A 17,345-nucleotide genomic window follows, 5' to 3' on the forward strand; every position below is an offset into this window, starting at 1 on the left:
CTTTCCAAAGTTAAGAAAACATGTGTTGAAAATGCGGAATTTATTTTCAACACATGCAAACATTTCTTGTTTTTTTTTTGTTTCTTCCGAATTTTATTAAAATGTTTGGGTAATTGGAACAATTAAACTAATTTTGCATGTTATTAAAAAGCGTATTTATAATGAAACCCATACTCATTGCAGGACCTTGCGTAATTGAGTCGGCAGAATTGCTTGATACAGTTGCCATGAAACTTATATCTATAAATAAGGAATACGGAACGGACATAATTTTCAAAGCTTCGTTCGACAAGGCCAACCGAACAAGCATACATTCATACAGAGGACCGGGGCTTGAAAGAGGTCTGCAGATGCTTTGTGACGTAAAAGAAAAATACGGACTGCGCATACTTACGGACATACACGAGAGTTATCAGGCGGAAGCGGCAGGAGAAGTGTGTGACGTTCTGCAAATCCCGGCATTCTTATGCAGGCAGACCGACCTGCTTGTTGCCGCGGCAAAGACAGGAAAGACCATAAACATAAAGAAAGCCCAATTCCTCAGCGGGCAAGACATGCGCTACCCCGTAGAGAAAGCAAAAGAGGCAGGAGCAAAGGACGTATGGCTTACGGAACGCGGTAATTCATTCGGATACAACAACCTTGTAGTTGATTTCAGAAACATACCGGACATGCTTGACATTGTTCCTGATGTGATAATGGACTGCACCCACAGCGTACAACGTCCCGGAGCAGGCAACGGTAAGACCTCCGGTGACCGCCGTTTCGTGCCCGCCATGGCATTGGCAGCAAAAGCCTTTGGCGCAACAGGATATTTCTTTGAGGTGCATCCCGATCCCGACAAAGGTTTGTCCGATGCTCCCAATATGCTTTTCCTCAATGATTTGGAAGGCTTGGTTAAACAACTTATAGATTAGAAAGAATGGTGAAGCATAATGAACGTTTGGCTATGGTACGCCGGTATGCCATACAATGTATAAAAGACGAGAGCAATGCTGTATTGGATCTTATAAATCAGATTGACGAAGAGTTTGACCGTGCCGTCGAATTTATGCTAAACTGCAAAGGTAAGATAATTGTGACGGGAGTGGGTAAAAGTGGGCATATCGGGGCAAAGATAGCCGCAACATTGTCTAGCACGGGTACCCCATCGTTCTTCATCAATCCTCTTGATGTATTTCATGGTGACCTCGGAGTAATGACACGCGATGATGTGGTAATGGCAATAAGCAACTCGGGCAACACAGACGAACTGTTGAGGTTTATCCCCATGGTTCTTCACATGCAGATACCAATCATCGGCATAAGCGGGAACGAAAACAGCCTGCTTGCAAAATACAGCACAACACACATAAAAGTTAAGGTGGACAAGGAAGCGTGTCCGCTAAATCTTGCTCCGACGAGCAGCACCACGGCGACACTTGTTATGGGTGATGCACTTGCAATAGCACTTATGGAGGTGCGCGATTTTAAGCCTACCGACTTTGCCCATTTCCACCCGGGAGGCGAACTTGGGAAAAGATTGCTTACCACCGCAAAAGACGTGATGCGTTCGAACGACCTGCCTGTAATTCCGAAAGAAATGCAACTCGGAGAGGCTATAATCCTTGTAAGTAAGGGGAAACTCGGACTTGGTGTGTCAATTGACGGGGAAGGCAGGATAGAAGGACTCATAACCGACGGAGACATTAGGCGTGCCATGGAGAAATGGCAGGCTGAATTTGTCCGGCATAAGGTTGAAGAGATAATGACAAGGACACCGAAATGCGTCTTGGCAGACACCAAGATAACGGAAATACAAAAGATAATGCACGCGAATTTCGTACATACAGTTCTCGTAACCGACAAGGAAGGACATCTACTCGGAGTGGTTGACCATTATTCTTGCATGATTTAGAATATGTCGAGACTATTCCCTCTTATATTGCTTTGTCTGTTTTCCTTTTCCTGCAACGCACAAAGAACAGATTCTTTGATAGTGAACGAATTGCGTAGCCATGGCATAAAATTTACAAAAGACAACTCGGTGGTGTTGCTAATGTCGGGACAAGAGAAATTCGATGACATGTTTAATGCAATACGTAGCGCAAAGAGTTCCGTGCATTTGGAGTATTTCAATTTCAGAAACGACTCCATTGCCAACCTGCTTTTCGAAATACTTGCAAATAAAATCAAGGAGGGGGTTGTGGTAAGAGCCTTATTCGATGGTTTCGGCAACAAGTCTAACAACATGCCGTTAAAGAAAAAGCACATAAGACATCGCCGTGAACAGGGCATACAACTATATGAGTTCAATCCTGTGGAATTTCCTTGGCTTGACGACCTTTTTGGCAGAGACCACCGTAAGATTGTGGTGATAGACGGTAAAATTGCATACACCGGAGGAATGAACGTTGCCGATTATTACATAAAAGGCACTGAAACCGTGGGCGAGTGGCGCGACCTTCACTGTCGTATAGAAGGAGCGGCGGTAAACGATTTGCAAGAGATATTTGCAAGAATGTGGGAGAAGGTTACCGGAGAAAAAATAGAGGGTGAGGAATATTATCGCAAAAATAACGAAAAAACTCCATGTCGCTTCGCAGATCTTATGCCGGATACCACACTTACGGTTGGCAGAAAAATGGTTGGAATCATAAACCGTGAACCGCATAAATCGCCGAAGATAATAAGACAGTTTTATATAAGTGCGATAAACAATTCCAAAGACAGTATAAAGATAATAAACCCTTATTTTACCCTTATTCCGGGTATAAAGAAAGCATTGCGCAAGGCTATAAAGCGAGGAGTGAAGGTGGAACTGATGATTGCCGCAAACAGTGACATTCCACTTACACCCGACTGTAGTTTCCACAACATGCACAGGCTGATGAAAAAGGGTGCTCACGTTTGGATATACGAGAACGGATTTCACCACTCGAAGATGATGACTGTCGACGGACAAATATGCACGGTTGGAAGTGCAAATCTCGATGCACGCAGTCTTTATTTCGACTATGAGGAGAATGCCGTGATTGCAGACTCGTGTACTACGAAGCAACTTGAAGACATGTTCGAACGGGATAAGCGGCACTCGTTCAAACTTACCGAGGAGACTTGGGACAAATGGAGGACGCCTTGGCAGAAATTCCGTGGTTGGTTTGCCAATCTGCTCGCTCCGTTCCTTTGATGTTTTTCTTTACGATGTATTACATCGATTTCTTGTTTCTGTCACCCCGTTATCAAAAGATTTTTCTTTAATTAAGTATGTATATTTGAAAAATATACCGAAAAATATTTTGTTTTTCAATTATTATTTATAAATTTGTCGAACGTTTTTCATGCATTCGCAGATTTTGCGAAGACGGAATGAGGCACGTTTGCCGAGAACTTTAAATAATACTTATATATAATACTTACTAAAGTCTATTTTATGTCAGCAATCGTATCAATCGTACCTATCGTCCTGCTGTTTGTCCTGATGCTTGGTTTCAAGATGGCAGGTCACAAGAGTGCATTCATAACTCTTGTAGTGACAATCCTACTTGCTCTCTTTGCCGCACCTGCAATGGACATGGTTCCGGAAAAATTTCAGGAAGCATCAATATTCGGCGTGGTGGGATGGAGTTTCGTGGAAGGTGTGTTCAAAGCAGTATTCCCGATTCTCATCATCATAATGATGGCTCTTTACAGTTACAACATTCTTCTCGAAACAAAGGAAATAGACATTATCAAAGCACAGTTTACAAGTATTTCCAACGACAAGGGTATTGTTGTATTACTTATGGTTTGGGGGTTCGGCGGACTTCTTGAGGGCATGGCGGGCTTCGGAACGGCGGTCGCCATACCTGCGGCTATACTTATCGGACTTGGTTTCAAACCTATGTTTTCTGCCCTTGTTTCTCTAATTGCCAATACCGTTGCCGTGGCATTTGGTGCGGTAGGAGTTCCCGTAACAACACTCTGTAATGAGGTTGCGGTAGGCGGAGTGGTTTCGACGGAGTTCATATCTCAGACTTCATCTTTCATAGTGCTTCAATTGGCAATGCTTTTCTTTATAATTCCGTTCATAATACTTATGATAACCGATCGCAAAGCCGTGATCAAGAACATTTTATTGGCACTATGGACGGGTGTGGTGTCATTTGTTACACAATATTGCTGTGCGCACTTTCTTGGTGCAGAGACACCGGCGATACTTGGTTCCATCGCAGCGATAGTTGCCATAATTATTTATGCCCGCATTTTCGAAAAGAAACGTGGTAAAGCCGATGGTATGGAAAAAGAAAATAAATCATATACTTTAGGAGAGACATTCCGTGCATGGAGTGTATATCTGTTTATCCTCGTGTTTATTCTATTAAGCGGTGCTTTGTGTCCGCCGATAAATATTTTCTTGAAAACACACCTTGTGACTAAACTTACACTGCCTGTCATCGGATCCACGGTATCGTTCGGTTGGATAAGCAATGCCGGTTTGATGCTATTCCTTGGAGCTACTATAGGAGGTATGGTTCAAGGTATGAGTTTCGGGAAACTAATGGTATTGCTTGCACGTACCATAGTGAAGAGCAACAAGACGATTATTACTATCGTGAGTCTGATTGCATTGTCGTCGGTTATGAATAATTCGGGAATGATAAATGCCATTGCCGTAGGTCTCGTGGCACTTACCGGCTCGTTCTATCCGTTCTTCGCACCTCTAATTGGTGCTATCGGTACTTTCGTTACAGGATCGGATACTTCTGCCAATATATTGTTCGGAAAACTACAAGCAAACGTTGCCACCCAACTCGGACTTACACCAAATCAGTCAACGTGGTTAATAGCATCAAATACCACAGGAGCAACAGGAGGCAAGATGATTTCGCCGCAGAGTATTGCCATCGCCACTGCTGCATGTGACATGGAAGGTAAGGACGGAGACATACTTAAGTCGGCAATACCATACGCCGTTGTGTATATCATAATCTCCGGACTGATGGTTTATTTTGGTTTGAACATTATATAAGGATAGCCCGAGATATAGTAAAACGAATTTGATAAAAAAGGAAATACGGTCTGTGCCGGATTTTATGAATCTAACAAACCGTATTTCCTCTTATTCGTAAAATCTTTAAACCCAAATCGGTCATTAGAACCCTCAACCGATTTTGTTCGATTGTTGGGCGGATGCACAGCCGTTTCATCGAAGGCGTAGCGGGCTGCGTCGAGATGTAATGGCTGCGCAGATGGCAGCAAGCGGGCTAAAGCAGTAGGGAAGTGTAACGGCAATAGCAAATCTAAGCAAATGCGGTCTAATGACCGATTTGGGTTTAAAGATATATTGTTTGCTTGCTGGTTGCCCAAATTTATTTTCCGACGAACTATTTGAGGAAGGGTCAATGTCAAAGAAAGGATATCGGGTCTGAAAGAATATTACATATAAAATTAGAAAAAAAGAAAAAGTTTGGCAGGTAGCAAAAAAATACATAGAATATTTGCAAATATAAAAAAAATATATTACCTTTGCATCCGCAATTGAGAGATCGATTGTTTCGGCAACAAATCAGCCCGAGGAAGGATGGGTGAGTGGCTGAAACCAACAGTTTGCTAAACTGTCGTACGGGTAACCGTACCGGGGGTTCGAATCCCCCTCCTTCCGCAAGGGATTTTGAATGCCGGAGATAATGGTGGATTCATCTAACGGTTAGGATACAAGATTCTCAATCTTGGCATAGGGGTTCGATTCCCCTATCCACTACTAAAAACGAGGGTGCGTCAAAACAGACGTACCCTTGTTTTGTAGCCTTGTTAAAGGATGATATGACATATTCGTCAATCAGGCATTGATTTTGTGAAAAATGAAAAACAATAAATGAGAATTTTACATGCAACTAACTGTATATAAAGCGAGTGCAGGTAGCGGAAAAACATTTCGTCTTGCAGTGGAATATATAAAACTACTTATAAAAAATCCGGAGAATGAACACAAAAGCATTCTTGCCGTGACATTTACGAACAAGGCTACGGAGGAAATGAAAGAACGTATCATGTCGCAACTGTACGGTATATGGAAAAAATTGCCCGACTCGGAGATGTACCTTAGAAAAGTGTCGGAGGAATTGAAGATGGATGTAACGGAAACAAGTAGAAGAGCGGGAATTGCATTAAGTCGTCTAATACACGATTTTGACTATTTCAGAGTACAGACCATTGATAAATTTTTTCAAAGTATCCTGCGTAATCTTGCACATGAATTGGGACTTACTCCCAAACTACGGGTAGGTCTGAATGATAATCAAGTGGAGGAAATGGCTGTTGACCGATTAATCGAGGATTTGTCAGACAATGATAAGGAACTTTCATGGATTATCGACTATATAACGAGAAATATATCCGAGGACAAAGGATGGAACGTAACATCGCAGATTAAGAGTTTTGGAAAGACGATATTTAACGATACATACAAGGAAAAACGAGACGCGATAAACAACGTGGCCGGAAAGGAGGAGAACTTTGAATTGTTCTTTGGAAACATGAAAAGTATAATTGACACGTTCGAGAAAGAAATGGTAGGATATGAACTTAAATTCATGGAATTACTCAATGAGAACGGTGTGGATATTGACGAACTCAAGAAAACACCATGCGGATATTTCAAGAAACTGGCCGAGAAAAAGTTTACTACGAGCGAATTGGGAAAAGTTACATATATCAAAGCCATGGAGTCGGCAGAGGAATGGGTTACGAAACCGATGGCAAAGAAACGTCCTGAATTGCTTGAGTTTGCAGAGCAACATCTAATGCCGTTATTGCGTGAGGCGAACGAGAAGGTAAGAAATGAAATAAGAAGGTACAATACTGCGAGAATGTCGCTGACGTACATAAACCAATTGCGCCTGTTAAGCGCGATAGAGAAGAAAGTGGGAGAAGTTAATTACAACGCCAACCGTTTTCTGTTGAGCGATACACAGCAACTGCTTTCAGAATTTGTCAAAGGTAGTGATTCACCGTTTATCTACGAAAAAATCGGTACACAGATAAGTCATGTTATGATAGATGAATTCCAAGACACAAGTACAGTGCAGTGGAAAAACTTTCTTGTACTGCTTAAAGACTGCATGAGCAGGGCAGACCCAGGCGTGAAAGATGTGGCACAAAATCTTATAGTGGGCGATGTGAAACAGAGTATATACCGATGGAGATCGGGAGACTGGCAATTGTTGAATAACATAGAAAACTTGTTTGACGGAAATGAACTGAAAATAGAACCAATGGAATATAACTTCCGTTCTGCCAAGAATATAATACGTTTCAATAATGCTTTCTTCGAGACTGCTGTAAGGATTGAGACCGACAACGAGAGGGAGACGAGCGGTGATAATGCACAGGAACTTGAGAGGGCATATTGTGACGTGATACAGGAAATTCCTGAGAGAAATGCTGATGGAGGAATGGTAAAAGTTACGCTGCTACCGTCTGACGATATTCGGGAACGTATGTTCGACAAGGTTGTGGATACGATAGACGAACTTATAAAAAAAGGAGTTCCGCAAAACAAAATAGCGATATTGCTGAGATGGAACAAGGATATAACATTCATAGCGGAGAAATTGATGCGTGTGCGCCCGGAAATTCATCTCGTAAGCGATGAAGCGTTCAGGCTCGAAGCCTCATTGGCGGTCAACATGATAATAGAGGCTCTGCGTCTGCTGTTGCATCCTGAAGATTTGCTCACAAGAGCCATTCTGGCCAAGCAATATCAGAGAAACATAATTGAAAGCGACACAAGTGAAGGTAATATGATGTGGCATGCCGACGAGAAAAAGATAAACGCTTTGCTGCCGGAAAACTTCACTGCATGTTTTGAAAGAATGACGGAGATGCCGTTGACAGACTTGATAGAATATATATATAATGTGTTAGGACTCGACAGATTGAATGACCAGAGTGCTTATGTTTGTGCTTTCCATGATGCGGTCAGTGAGTTTGCAAAAGATTACACACCAGAAATAGAAGCATTGCTAAAAGAATGGGAAGAAAACATGCACTCAAAGAACATACAGAGTGACGAGATAGACGGCATACGCATGCTGACAATACACAAGAGCAAAGGACTTGAATTTGATAACGTAATATTACCTTTTGCAAATTGGAAAATTGGCGGCAGCGATATGCTGTGGTGTTCAACAGACGAAGAACCGTTCTGTCAGATGCCGCTGATTCCTGTGAGATATTGTCAGGAAATGAACAATAGTCTTTTTGCGGAAGACTACAAGCATGAACATCTGCAAACTACCGTTGACAACATGAACTTACTGTATGTGGCTTTCACACGTGCAGTAAACAACCTTTTTGTCATAGGGCAGAGTGATGGTAAGGCAAACAGATCATACGTTATATGCCGGTCTGTTGAGGAGGTGGCGGAGAAACTTGACGGAGCGACACTTTCCGGAAAAATTAATAATGACAAAGAAGGAAAAAATAACTCTCAAGCAGAGGAAATTGAGTTCTGTTACGGCTCGTTCAAAGAATGTGACGGAGAAAGTAAACACAAGACATCAAACGTTTTCTTGCAGGAAACAAGAAAAGTAAAGGTTGATGTAAAAACATTCCCTGTTCCGGTAAGTTTCAGGCAAAGCAATAAGAGCGATGAGTTTACACGTCAGGAAGACAGCGATGTCAAAGATACCACATATATAAAGCGCGGCTGTATAATGCACAAGATATTCTCGCAGATTGATACAAAGGACGACGTGGTACGGGTAATGAAGGAAATGGAACAGGAAGGAATACTTTATGACGAACTGACTCGTGATGACCTGCTGGCAGCAATAGGCAAATGCCTTGAGTCTCCAATTGCCTCAGATTGGTTCTCCGGAAGGTGGAAGACATTCAAAGAATGTTCTGTGCTGGAGATGGATGACGGAAAAATAAAGGAACACCGCCCGGACAGAGTAATGACTGACGGTGATAGCACGATAGTGGTTGACTACAAGTTCGGGATGCCGCGCACAAACCACGAAGAACAGATACACAGATATATGCGATTACTCGACGACATGGGATGTAAGAACATAAAGGGATACCTATGGTACGTTGACAAAAATATAATTAAGGAATTTGACAACTAAGTACGCCATGACATCATTTTTGGAACATATAGCAGAAGACATAATAACGAAACACGGCACAGACCTTTCTGACATAACGATTGTTTTTCCAAACAAACGCGCATCGTTGTTCATGAAAGAAATGCTTGCAATTAAGGCGGGGAAACCGATGTGGAGTCCGCAATATATTACCATAAGCGAATTGTTCAGAAGACAGACGGAAACTGTTGTGGCCGATCCCGTAAAACTTGTATGCGAACTATTCAAAGTATATTCTGCATACCATGGGACGGAAGAACTTACACTCGATAAATTTTACGGGTGGGGGCAATTAATGATTTCTGACTTTGATGATATTGACAAGAATATGGCCAATGCTGATGCCGTATTCTCGAATATCACTGCTTTCCATGAATTGGAAAACAAAATAGATTTCACACAAGGACAAAGGGAGGCAATAGAACGTTTTTTCAATATCATACTTGATGAAGACAACTCGGAAATAAAAGAAAAATTCTTAAAGATGTGGAATAGTCTTGCCGATATTTATCATAAATTCAATGAACGGCTTGCCGGCGAAGGACTGGCATACGAAGGAGCACTATACCGAAAAGTGGTTGAAAGCAAATGTCTTAATCTGTCGTCAGAGAAATATGTCTTTGTGGGATTCAATGTTGTGCAAAAGGTTGAGAGACAATTGTTTTCGATGCTACAAGAGGAAGGGCGCGCGTTGTTCTACTGGGACTACGATAATTTTTTCATGCAGGAGAGAAACTCCGTGTCAAACGAAGTGAGCAGATATAGTTATATATCAAGACTGAAAGAAAAGTTTGTAAACGAACTTGCACCTGACCGTACGGACGTATTTGACACTATGAAAGAAGAGAAAGAAGTGAAATTTGTCAGTGCACCGACTGAGAATATACAGGCACGTTATGTTTCTAAATGGCTGATGGATAACGACCGTATGCTACACGGTAGACGAACGGCAATAGTGATGTGTCACGAAACGTTGCTGCAAACAATAATACACTGTCTTCCTGAAGAAATGCCTGCGGTGAACGTAACCACCGGATACCCGTTGTCACAAGCACCGATAACAACATTGGTTGCCAATTTCCTTACGCTACATTCCGAAGGATATGTTGCTGACGGGAAAGTGTTCCGATTGCATTTTGTCAACGCGGTACTCTCACACCCGTATGCCAAGTATATATCACAGAAAGCACGAGAACTACGCTCAACACTTAACAGCATGCACCGATATTTTCCAAATGTCGAAGAACTTATGGGAGATGATGGGTTGTCGCTCATTTTTAGTCCGATAGACCGTGAGAAAAATAATTATAACGAGTTTATTGTAAGACGTTTGGCGGACATCGTAAAACAGATTGCACGTAATTTTCCGGAGAATAAAAAGCAAGAGAATGGTTTTGCCGTAGAGTCATTATTCCGCACTTACACTTTGCTTATGCGCATCGTGAACCTTATAGAGGATCGCGACCTTATAGTAGATTTTGATACATTACGCCGCCTGATGATGCAAATAATCGGAAGTACGACAATCCCATTCCACGGCGAACCGGTAGAGGGAGTACAGATAATGGGAGTGCTTGAAACGCGTAACATCGACTTCGATCATGTCCTGCTGTTATCCTGCAACGAAGGCAACATGCCCAAAGGTATAAACGATGCATCGTTTATACCGCATTCTATACGTTATGGGCATGGATTGACCACCATAGACAATAAGGTATCCGTATATGCTTATTATTTCAACAGCATAATACAGCGGTGTAAGGATGTTACAATAGTATATAACAACTCAACCGATGGTGGAAGGAGTGGCGAGATGTCACGTTTCATGGTGCAAATGATGGTAGAAAAACCTGCAACATGGAAATTGTCGAAAGAAGCTCTGTCGGCAGGACAACACTCTATGATATCCATTCCTGCGGAAATTGCAAAAGAAGGAAAGGTGGCGGATATACTCGACGAGATGGACTCATTCTCGCCTACGGCAATCAACAATTACCTTTATTGCCAATTGCGCTTTTTCTATAACTATGTAGCGGGACTGAAGGAGAACGACGAGACAGATGATGACAGCATTGACAATCGTATATTCGGACTTGTATTCCACGAGGCATCGGAGATAATATATAATAAGGTAAAGGGAGCAGTGATAACCAAAGAAGTTCTGAATTACCTGCTGAAAGACAAGGCCGGCATATATCGTGCCATAGACGAGGCTTTTAGGAAAGAACTATTCAAGATAAATGACAATTCGGATTTTAAACCTAAATACAATGGTATTCAACTCATCAACAGGGAGGTTATAAGGAAATATTTGGAGATGCTGTTAAGGCTTGACATAAGACTTGCACCGTTTACGATAATAGGCTTGGAACATGACGTGTATGAGGATATAACGATATGTACCGACAAAGGAGAGAGAAAGATAAAAGTGGGCGGACGCATAGACCGTATTGACAAAGTTAGAGACAATGAGAGCGGAAAAGAGGTAATTCGTGTGGTGGATTACAAAACCGGTTCAAAGGAAATTAAAAGTCCATCAGCCAACATTGAAGCCGTGTTTGACCCATTGGCAAAATCAGACAGTCATCGCGATTACTATCTTCAGGCAATGCTTTACTCTTTGCTCATCAGTAGGAAACGGCAAGAAAGTAATGTACCTGTGTCACCAGCATTGCTGTTCATTCAACATTCATACGCCGATGATACCAACCCCACGCTTTATTTCAAAGACAAAAACGTCAAAGAATATATAAACGACATATCAATATATGGTGACATTTTTATGGAGAACTTAAAAAGGGTTATGACTGAAATTCTTGATACTTCGATTACTTTCAAGCCTACGGAGGAAAGAAAACGCTGTACTATGTGTCCATACTACAAACTCTGCCGGTAAGGAATGGCTCTCTTTATTTTCATCGTTTCTGTACGTGGCAATTCGCAAACAACCATGAAATGACGTGGTTGCCAATACTTGGGAAGAATATCTGCACAGATGCGACGTGCTTTATCAACAATATTTTTGTCGCGGCTTTCTATAACCATTACCATCGCTTCGCCGAACTTGTCATCGTTGCGTTTGGTTATAATGAACGGAATGGCGAAATGTTCGGCAATGATACGTTCCACCTCCTCCGCATGTATTTTTATACCACCGGAGCAGATGACATTGTCTTTACGTCCGATAATACGAAATCTCCGACCGTCGGAAGCAAACTCCGCGATGTCATTTGTCTTGAGATTTAAAGCTCCGGTTGCCTTATCGCTGACAACAAGACAACCATCGGAGTCAAGTGATAGACTTACATTAATGAGCGGCTCGTACCATGCTTCGCCACCAATTCGTCTCAATGCGACATGCGACAAAGTCTCTGTCATACCATATGAACTCCATGCACGGCACTTGTGCAATGCCAAGCCTGACTCCATCTCACTACTTACGGAACCTCCTCCTACGAGCAGGTTGGCAACATCATCAAGCCGTTTCCGTGCAGTTTTGTCGTGCATGGTGTTCCATACCTGCATGGGAACCATTGCAACAAAATCATAACAACCGGTGCAATCTGCCAATGGATTGCCACAAGGTTCTATTATGTCGAGTCTCAAACCTCTCTCTATAGCCCTCACTGCCATCATTTTACCTGCAATATAGTCAAGACTCATGCAAAGCAATGCCCGGTCGCCACGACGGAGACCAAAGAAATCATTGGTACGGCATGCCGATGCCAACATGCACTCTTTATCTATCATTATTTTTTTAGGCACACCCGTCGAACCACTTGTCTGTACCTCTATATGGTCGTTACCATTGTTCCATTCCTCATAAAACTGCTTTATATCCATAACAGTGATAATAATCAACTTGGTTGTAAGTGCAAAAATACAAATTTAAATATAGAAAGCAACCTGTATAACAGAATTTTTTGTTACTTCGGATAAAAGGCTTGTATTATTTATACAACACTTTAAAATAACTTGTTATACTTAAGTAGTTCTATATTAATACTTTTGCAAAATTAATTCTGCAAATTATTATATGTTTTATTGATATACGTTTTATTACGAGTTGATAATAAGCATATTTCTCATTCGATAGAAGGTGCTTGGCAATTTCGCTGAAATTGGTGAGTGAAACCGCCGAAATTGGTGAGTAAATTCGGCGATATAACAGTACGATTAAGCACAAATGAGATGTCGGTTCGGAGTAAAAATAGTGTAAATATGGTGAGACCTCTGCATAAGTAATTAATTTAGCAGAGGTCTCATATTGCAATAGTTAAATATCATTATAAAAGTATTTCAAATACATTGAAAAGAGTTGATTTTGTGAGTAATAATTCGTCTGTTTAATCGTTATAATTAAAAAAGCGATATGATTGTAAGAATATGATATTATAGAACAATCAAAAACATATCAGTTATGACAAATTTGAATTTTCTTATGACATTGCTTCCCGTTGTTTTTATGATACATGACTTTGAAGAATTGATAATGTCTAATTCATGGTTGGCAAAAAACAGAGAAGAATTAAGGAAACGTTTCCCTAAAATTGAATACTTTCTCACAAGGCAGCGATTTTTTGAGTTATCAACTGCGGCATTTTCAGTTGCCGTTGCTCACGAGTTTCTGTTGATAACCATTGTTTCATTGACTGCCGTATTTTACAGTTTATATGAATGGTGGTTTGCAGCTTTTATGGCATTCTTTCTGCATCTGTTGGTACATATTGTGCAATGGGCTGTTTTTCGAAAATACATACCTGCCATTGTTACGAGCATTATGACTATGCCATATTGTATTTATACATTAATGTTGTTTGTGAAATTTTCTTTATTGTCATATTTACAAATGCTATTATGGGCGTTTATAGGTATAGTCTTAATGGTTATGTCATTTATCTCTGCTTTCTATTTTGCCAATAAATTTAACCTATGGGAAAGAAAACAATAACATCAAATATAAAAGCAACCTTACATTGTAATTTGCAAAAGGTTTGGAATGCAGTGACATCGCTTACAGAATATTCATGGAGAAGTGATTTAAGCAGGATAGAGGTATTGTCAGATACGCAGTTTGTTGAAATAACAAAAGACGGGTATAGAACGCTTTTTACCATTACTGTAAAAGAGAACTGTCATAGATGGGAATTTGATATGGAAAATGACAAAATAAAAGGACATTGGGTTGGGCTTTTTCTTGAAAATGAAGGTAAAACCACCATTGATTTCACTGAATGTTTGGAGACAAAGAAATTTTTTCCCAAACTATTTATAAGGATTTATTTGAAAATACACCAAATCAAGTATGTAAAAGACTTGAAACGTTTTTTGGAATCAAGTTCTGTTATATGATAATAACTATTTCGAAAGAAGTATGCAAGTTAAACAATCTTGTGCATTAAACTTACAAACAACATCAAATATAATGTCATTTTTTCGTAACTTTGCAACGATTATCAAATCATAATAAACCAAATTGATGAAAAAAGAAGAACTTAGGATAGTGTTCATGGGAACACCGGAGTTTGCGGTGCCTACGCTGCAAGCATTGGTCGAGGGAGGATACAATGTCGTGTGCGTAGTGACACAGCCGGACAAACCGGTAGGCAAGCATCACCACACTTTGCAACCGCCGGCGGTGAAGGTTTATGCAAATGAACACGGCATACCGGTACTGCAACCTGATAAGATGAAAGATGAAAGTTTTTTGAAAGAACTAAACGAATATCATCCGGACGTACAAGTCGTTGTGGCTTTCCGCATGTTACCCGAGGTTGTTTGGGCATTGCCTCGTTTCGGCACATTCAACGTACATGCGGCTCTGTTGCCTCAATATCGCGGTGCGGCACCGATTAATTGGGCTATAATAAACGGTGAGGAACGTACGGGTGTGACAACGTTCTTCCTTGACCGCAATATAGATACCGGACGCATAATAATGCAACGCGAAATGCCAATTGGGGCAGAGGACAATGTTGAGACGGTATATGACAGACTGATGAGACTTGGAGCAGAGATTGCCGTAGAAACCATTGACAGAATGATTGAAGGCAACGGGAAGATTGACAGTATTCCACAAGAGCAACTGATTTCCGGAGTTGAGAAACTTAATGATGCTCCGAAACTATTTAAGGAGAACTGCATTATAAATTGGAATATGAGTGCCAAACAGGTACACAACTTTATACGTGGATTGTCTCCCATACCGGGAGCATGGGCACCTTTCGGCAGTGATGCAAGACAGACAATAAAAATATATGAATCGCATATTACAGGTATATGCACTGACCAACCTGCCGGTACTCTTTTCTCATATCAAGGACGGTTAATGGCATCTGCCGGAGGAGAAATGCTCGAACTTTTACAAGTACAACTTAGTGGAAAAAGGAGAATGGCATCGAAAGATTTCCTTAACGGAATGAAAACAAGTATTGCAGAGGTATGATTATTCTGCCGACAAGTCTGCAACCATCTGTCTGTACTGGCTGTAAAGATGTGCACGGGCGACATAACCTTTCAATTTCCCGAAAGAATCTATTACTGGCAGCATCGAGGCATCGGTGCTGTCGAATTTTTTCATCACTTCGTCCATAGGATCGTTTTCGCCAAGTACCGCAGGCGGTTCTGTCATAAGTTGGGAAACATTGAAATGCCCGTACAACTCTGTACGGAAAACAATATGTCTTATCTTGGTAACATCTATCTCGCCTAACAACAAGCCCGCATCATCTACCACCGGAACGATGTTCATGCGACTGCGGCTGATGAAATGGGTGAGTTTGCCGAGTGCCATGTCTGAAGGTACAGTAGTAACGTCACGTTCGATTACACTGTCAAGACTCATAAGGGTGAGCACCGCATGATCCGTATGGTGTGTTATCAGTTTACCCTGACGGGCAAGACGCATGCCGTAAATGCTGTGAGGTTCAAAGATGATGATGGTAAGGTAGGCGCATATACAAACAATCATAAGCGGAATGAATAAGGCGTATCCACCCGTTAGTTCGGCAATAAGGAATATGCCTGTAAGCGGTGAATGCATAACTCCTGTCATTACACCTGCCATGCCGAGAAGCGTAAAATTCTTCTCCGGCACATAAACACCTATTTGGTACATGTTCCATAAGCGCGAAAAGAAGAACCCCCCGAACGCTCCCATGAACAATGATGGTGCAAACGTACCGCCGCAGCCTCCTCCGCCGTTTGTTGCCGCCGTGGCAAAGACTTTCGTCAGCATAACCAACCCGATGTAAAGCACGAGCATATCACCGTGACCATAGAATATCGAATTGTTCATTATCGTCTGCCAATCTGCTTCTGTCTTTCCGTTAAGCAGAATATTGATGCTGCTGTATCCTTCACCGAAAAGCGATGGGAAGAAAAATATAAGCAACGACAACACTACGCCGCCAAGTGCAAAGCGTAACAAATAATTTTTCCCGATACGTTCAAAAATACTTTCGAATATATTTGAAGCACGTATGAACCAAAGGCTGAACAGACCACAGCATACACCGAGAAGTATCGTTGCCGGGACACGTTCGAGAGTCCAGCTGCCGTCGAGACTGAAATTAAATAATGATGCAGATCCGGTAAATATATAAGTGAAGCATGTTGCCGTTACACTTGAAATCAATATGGGAAGCAGTGAGGCCATCGTAAGGTCAACCATCAGCACTTCAAGTGTGAAGACAAGACCGGCGATGGGGGCTTTGAAGACACCGGCTATTGCTGCCGATGCACCACAGCCAACGAGCAACATCATTGTCTTGTTGTCCATCCTGAACAGTTTGCCAAGATTGCTGCCTATGGCAGACCCCGTAAGGACTATCGGAGCCTCTGCACCAACGCTGCCGCCAAATCCTATGGTTATGGCCGATGCGACCACCGAACTCCAACAGTTGTGTCCTTTTATACGGCTCTTTTTAGAACTTATGGCATATAATACACGTGTTATGCCGTGCCCAATGTCATCGCGCACGATATATCTGACGAATAGCAGCGTGAGGTATATACCAACTACCGGTAAGACAAGGTACATCCAGTTTGACGAAGTTATATCGAACCCTGCCGTTAGCAGTAATTGTATGTTCAATATAATCCAATGTAGGACATAGCCGGCAACTGCGGCAAGGAAACCTACCACGAAACTAAGTAAGAGCGTGAACTGACGATCGCTGACATGTCGTACGCGCCATTCCGTAAATTTCAGCAATATGCCACTTGTCATTT

At 41.7% G+C, this 17,345-nt stretch carries 12 protein-coding genes and 2 tRNA genes; 11 read left to right on the forward strand and 3 right to left on the reverse strand.

What is annotated here, in order from left to right; translation table 11 throughout:
- Positions 1-161: 161 nt before the first annotated feature.
- From kdsA to EII32_RS00915, 4 genes are all read left to right on the forward strand, one after another.
- Positions 162-917 (forward strand): 3-deoxy-8-phosphooctulonate synthase, encoded by a 756-nt coding sequence (kdsA, locus tag EII32_RS00900; RefSeq protein ID WP_125233574.1) that lies wholly within the window; start codon positions 162-164, stop codon positions 915-917.
- A gap of 5 nt (positions 918-922) precedes the next feature.
- On the forward strand, positions 923-1,897 hold the full coding sequence (locus EII32_RS00905) for an SIS domain-containing protein (protein WP_125233575.1): 975 nt from the start codon (positions 923-925) through the stop codon (positions 1,895-1,897).
- Between the two features lie 3 nt (positions 1,898-1,900).
- On the forward strand, positions 1,901-3,169 hold the full coding sequence (locus tag EII32_RS00910) for a phospholipase D-like domain-containing protein (protein ID WP_125233576.1): 1,269 nt from the start codon (positions 1,901-1,903) through the stop codon (positions 3,167-3,169).
- A 243-nt stretch (positions 3,170-3,412) separates the two neighbouring features.
- On the forward strand, positions 3,413-4,990 hold the full coding sequence (locus EII32_RS00915) for an L-lactate permease (RefSeq protein WP_125233577.1): 1,578 nt from the start codon (positions 3,413-3,415) through the stop codon (positions 4,988-4,990).
- 62 nt (positions 4,991-5,052) lie between these two features.
- Here the strand turns inward: EII32_RS00915 and EII32_RS00920 are convergent, their stop codons facing one another.
- Positions 5,053-5,259, reverse strand: coding sequence for a hypothetical protein (locus tag EII32_RS00920; RefSeq protein ID WP_125233578.1), 207 nt, complete (start codon positions 5,257-5,259; stop codon positions 5,053-5,055).
- 277 nt (positions 5,260-5,536) lie between these two features.
- Between EII32_RS00920 and EII32_RS00925 the strand changes: the two genes are divergently transcribed.
- From EII32_RS00925 to EII32_RS00940, 4 genes are all read left to right on the forward strand, one after another.
- Positions 5,537-5,623 (forward strand) — tRNA-Ser (locus EII32_RS00925).
- 27 nt (positions 5,624-5,650) lie between these two features.
- Positions 5,651-5,722: transfer RNA gene (locus EII32_RS00930), tRNA-Glu, on the forward strand.
- Between the two features lie 127 nt (positions 5,723-5,849).
- A complete protein-coding gene (locus tag EII32_RS00935; RefSeq protein ID WP_125233579.1) occupies positions 5,850-9,095 on the forward strand; it encodes a UvrD-helicase domain-containing protein in 3,246 nt (1,081 codons plus the stop codon).
- A gap of 7 nt (positions 9,096-9,102) precedes the next feature.
- Positions 9,103-12,009 carry a PD-(D/E)XK nuclease family protein gene (locus tag EII32_RS00940; RefSeq protein ID WP_125233580.1) on the forward strand — a complete coding sequence of 969 codons (2,907 nt, stop codon included), beginning with the start codon at positions 9,103-9,105 and terminating at the stop codon, positions 12,007-12,009.
- On the opposite strand, the gene EII32_RS00945 is transcribed toward EII32_RS00940, so the two are convergent.
- Positions 11,991-12,974, reverse strand: a complete 984-nt coding sequence (locus EII32_RS00945; protein WP_317125319.1) for an AMP-binding protein — start codon at positions 12,972-12,974, stop codon at positions 11,991-11,993. The two genes, EII32_RS00940 and EII32_RS00945, sit on opposite strands and share 19 nt — an antisense overlap.
- A 559-nt stretch (positions 12,975-13,533) precedes the next feature.
- Between EII32_RS00945 and EII32_RS00950 the strand changes: the two genes are divergently transcribed.
- The 3 genes from EII32_RS00950 (at position 13,534) to fmt (ending at position 15,558) form a co-directional block, all read left to right on the forward strand.
- A complete protein-coding gene (locus EII32_RS00950) occupies positions 13,534-14,064 on the forward strand; it encodes an HXXEE domain-containing protein (RefSeq protein WP_125233581.1) in 531 nt (176 codons plus the stop codon).
- Positions 14,046-14,465, forward strand: coding sequence for a polyketide cyclase (locus tag EII32_RS00955; RefSeq protein WP_125233582.1), 420 nt, complete (start codon positions 14,046-14,048; stop codon positions 14,463-14,465). The genes EII32_RS00950 and EII32_RS00955 overlap by 19 nt, the downstream gene beginning before the upstream one ends.
- A 127-nt stretch (positions 14,466-14,592) precedes the next feature.
- Complete coding sequence (gene fmt, locus EII32_RS00960; protein WP_125233583.1) at positions 14,593-15,558, forward strand: methionyl-tRNA formyltransferase; 966 nt, start codon at positions 14,593-14,595, stop codon at positions 15,556-15,558.
- Here fmt and EII32_RS00965 read toward each other — a convergent pair whose 3' ends face one another.
- The gene (locus tag EII32_RS00965; RefSeq protein ID WP_125233584.1) at positions 15,559-17,343 is read right to left on the reverse strand and encodes a chloride channel protein; all 1,785 of its coding nucleotides are present in this window, start codon (positions 17,341-17,343) and stop codon (positions 15,559-15,561) included.
- Positions 17,344-17,345 lie beyond the last annotated feature (2 nt).

Origin of the sequence: Prevotella sp. OH937_COT-195 (genome assembly GCF_003932845.1) — a bacterium.
Taxonomy (GTDB): Bacteria; Bacteroidota; Bacteroidia; order Bacteroidales; family Bacteroidaceae; genus Prevotella.

Excerpts from the sequence above, each read along its gene's own strand:
- kdsA (WP_125233574.1), top strand. The coding sequence starts at position 162 with ATGAAACCCATACTCATTGCAGGACCTTGCGTAATTGAGTCGGCAGAA.
- EII32_RS00905 (WP_125233575.1), top strand. The coding sequence starts at position 923 with ATGGTGAAGCATAATGAACGTTTGGCTATGGTACGCCGGTATGCCATA.
- EII32_RS00910 (WP_125233576.1), top strand. The coding sequence starts at position 1,901 with ATGTCGAGACTATTCCCTCTTATATTGCTTTGTCTGTTTTCCTTTTCC.
- EII32_RS00915 (WP_125233577.1), top strand. The coding sequence starts at position 3,413 with ATGTCAGCAATCGTATCAATCGTACCTATCGTCCTGCTGTTTGTCCTG.
- EII32_RS00935 (WP_125233579.1), top strand. The coding sequence starts at position 5,850 with ATGCAACTAACTGTATATAAAGCGAGTGCAGGTAGCGGAAAAACATTT.
- EII32_RS00940 (WP_125233580.1), top strand. The coding sequence starts at position 9,103 with ATGACATCATTTTTGGAACATATAGCAGAAGACATAATAACGAAACAC.
- EII32_RS00950 (WP_125233581.1), top strand. The coding sequence starts at position 13,534 with ATGACAAATTTGAATTTTCTTATGACATTGCTTCCCGTTGTTTTTATG.
- EII32_RS00955 (WP_125233582.1), top strand. The coding sequence starts at position 14,046 with ATGGGAAAGAAAACAATAACATCAAATATAAAAGCAACCTTACATTGT.
- fmt (WP_125233583.1), top strand. The coding sequence starts at position 14,593 with ATGAAAAAAGAAGAACTTAGGATAGTGTTCATGGGAACACCGGAGTTT.
- EII32_RS00965 (WP_125233584.1), bottom strand. The coding sequence starts at position 17,343 with ATGACAAGTGGCATATTGCTGAAATTTACGGAATGGCGCGTACGACAT.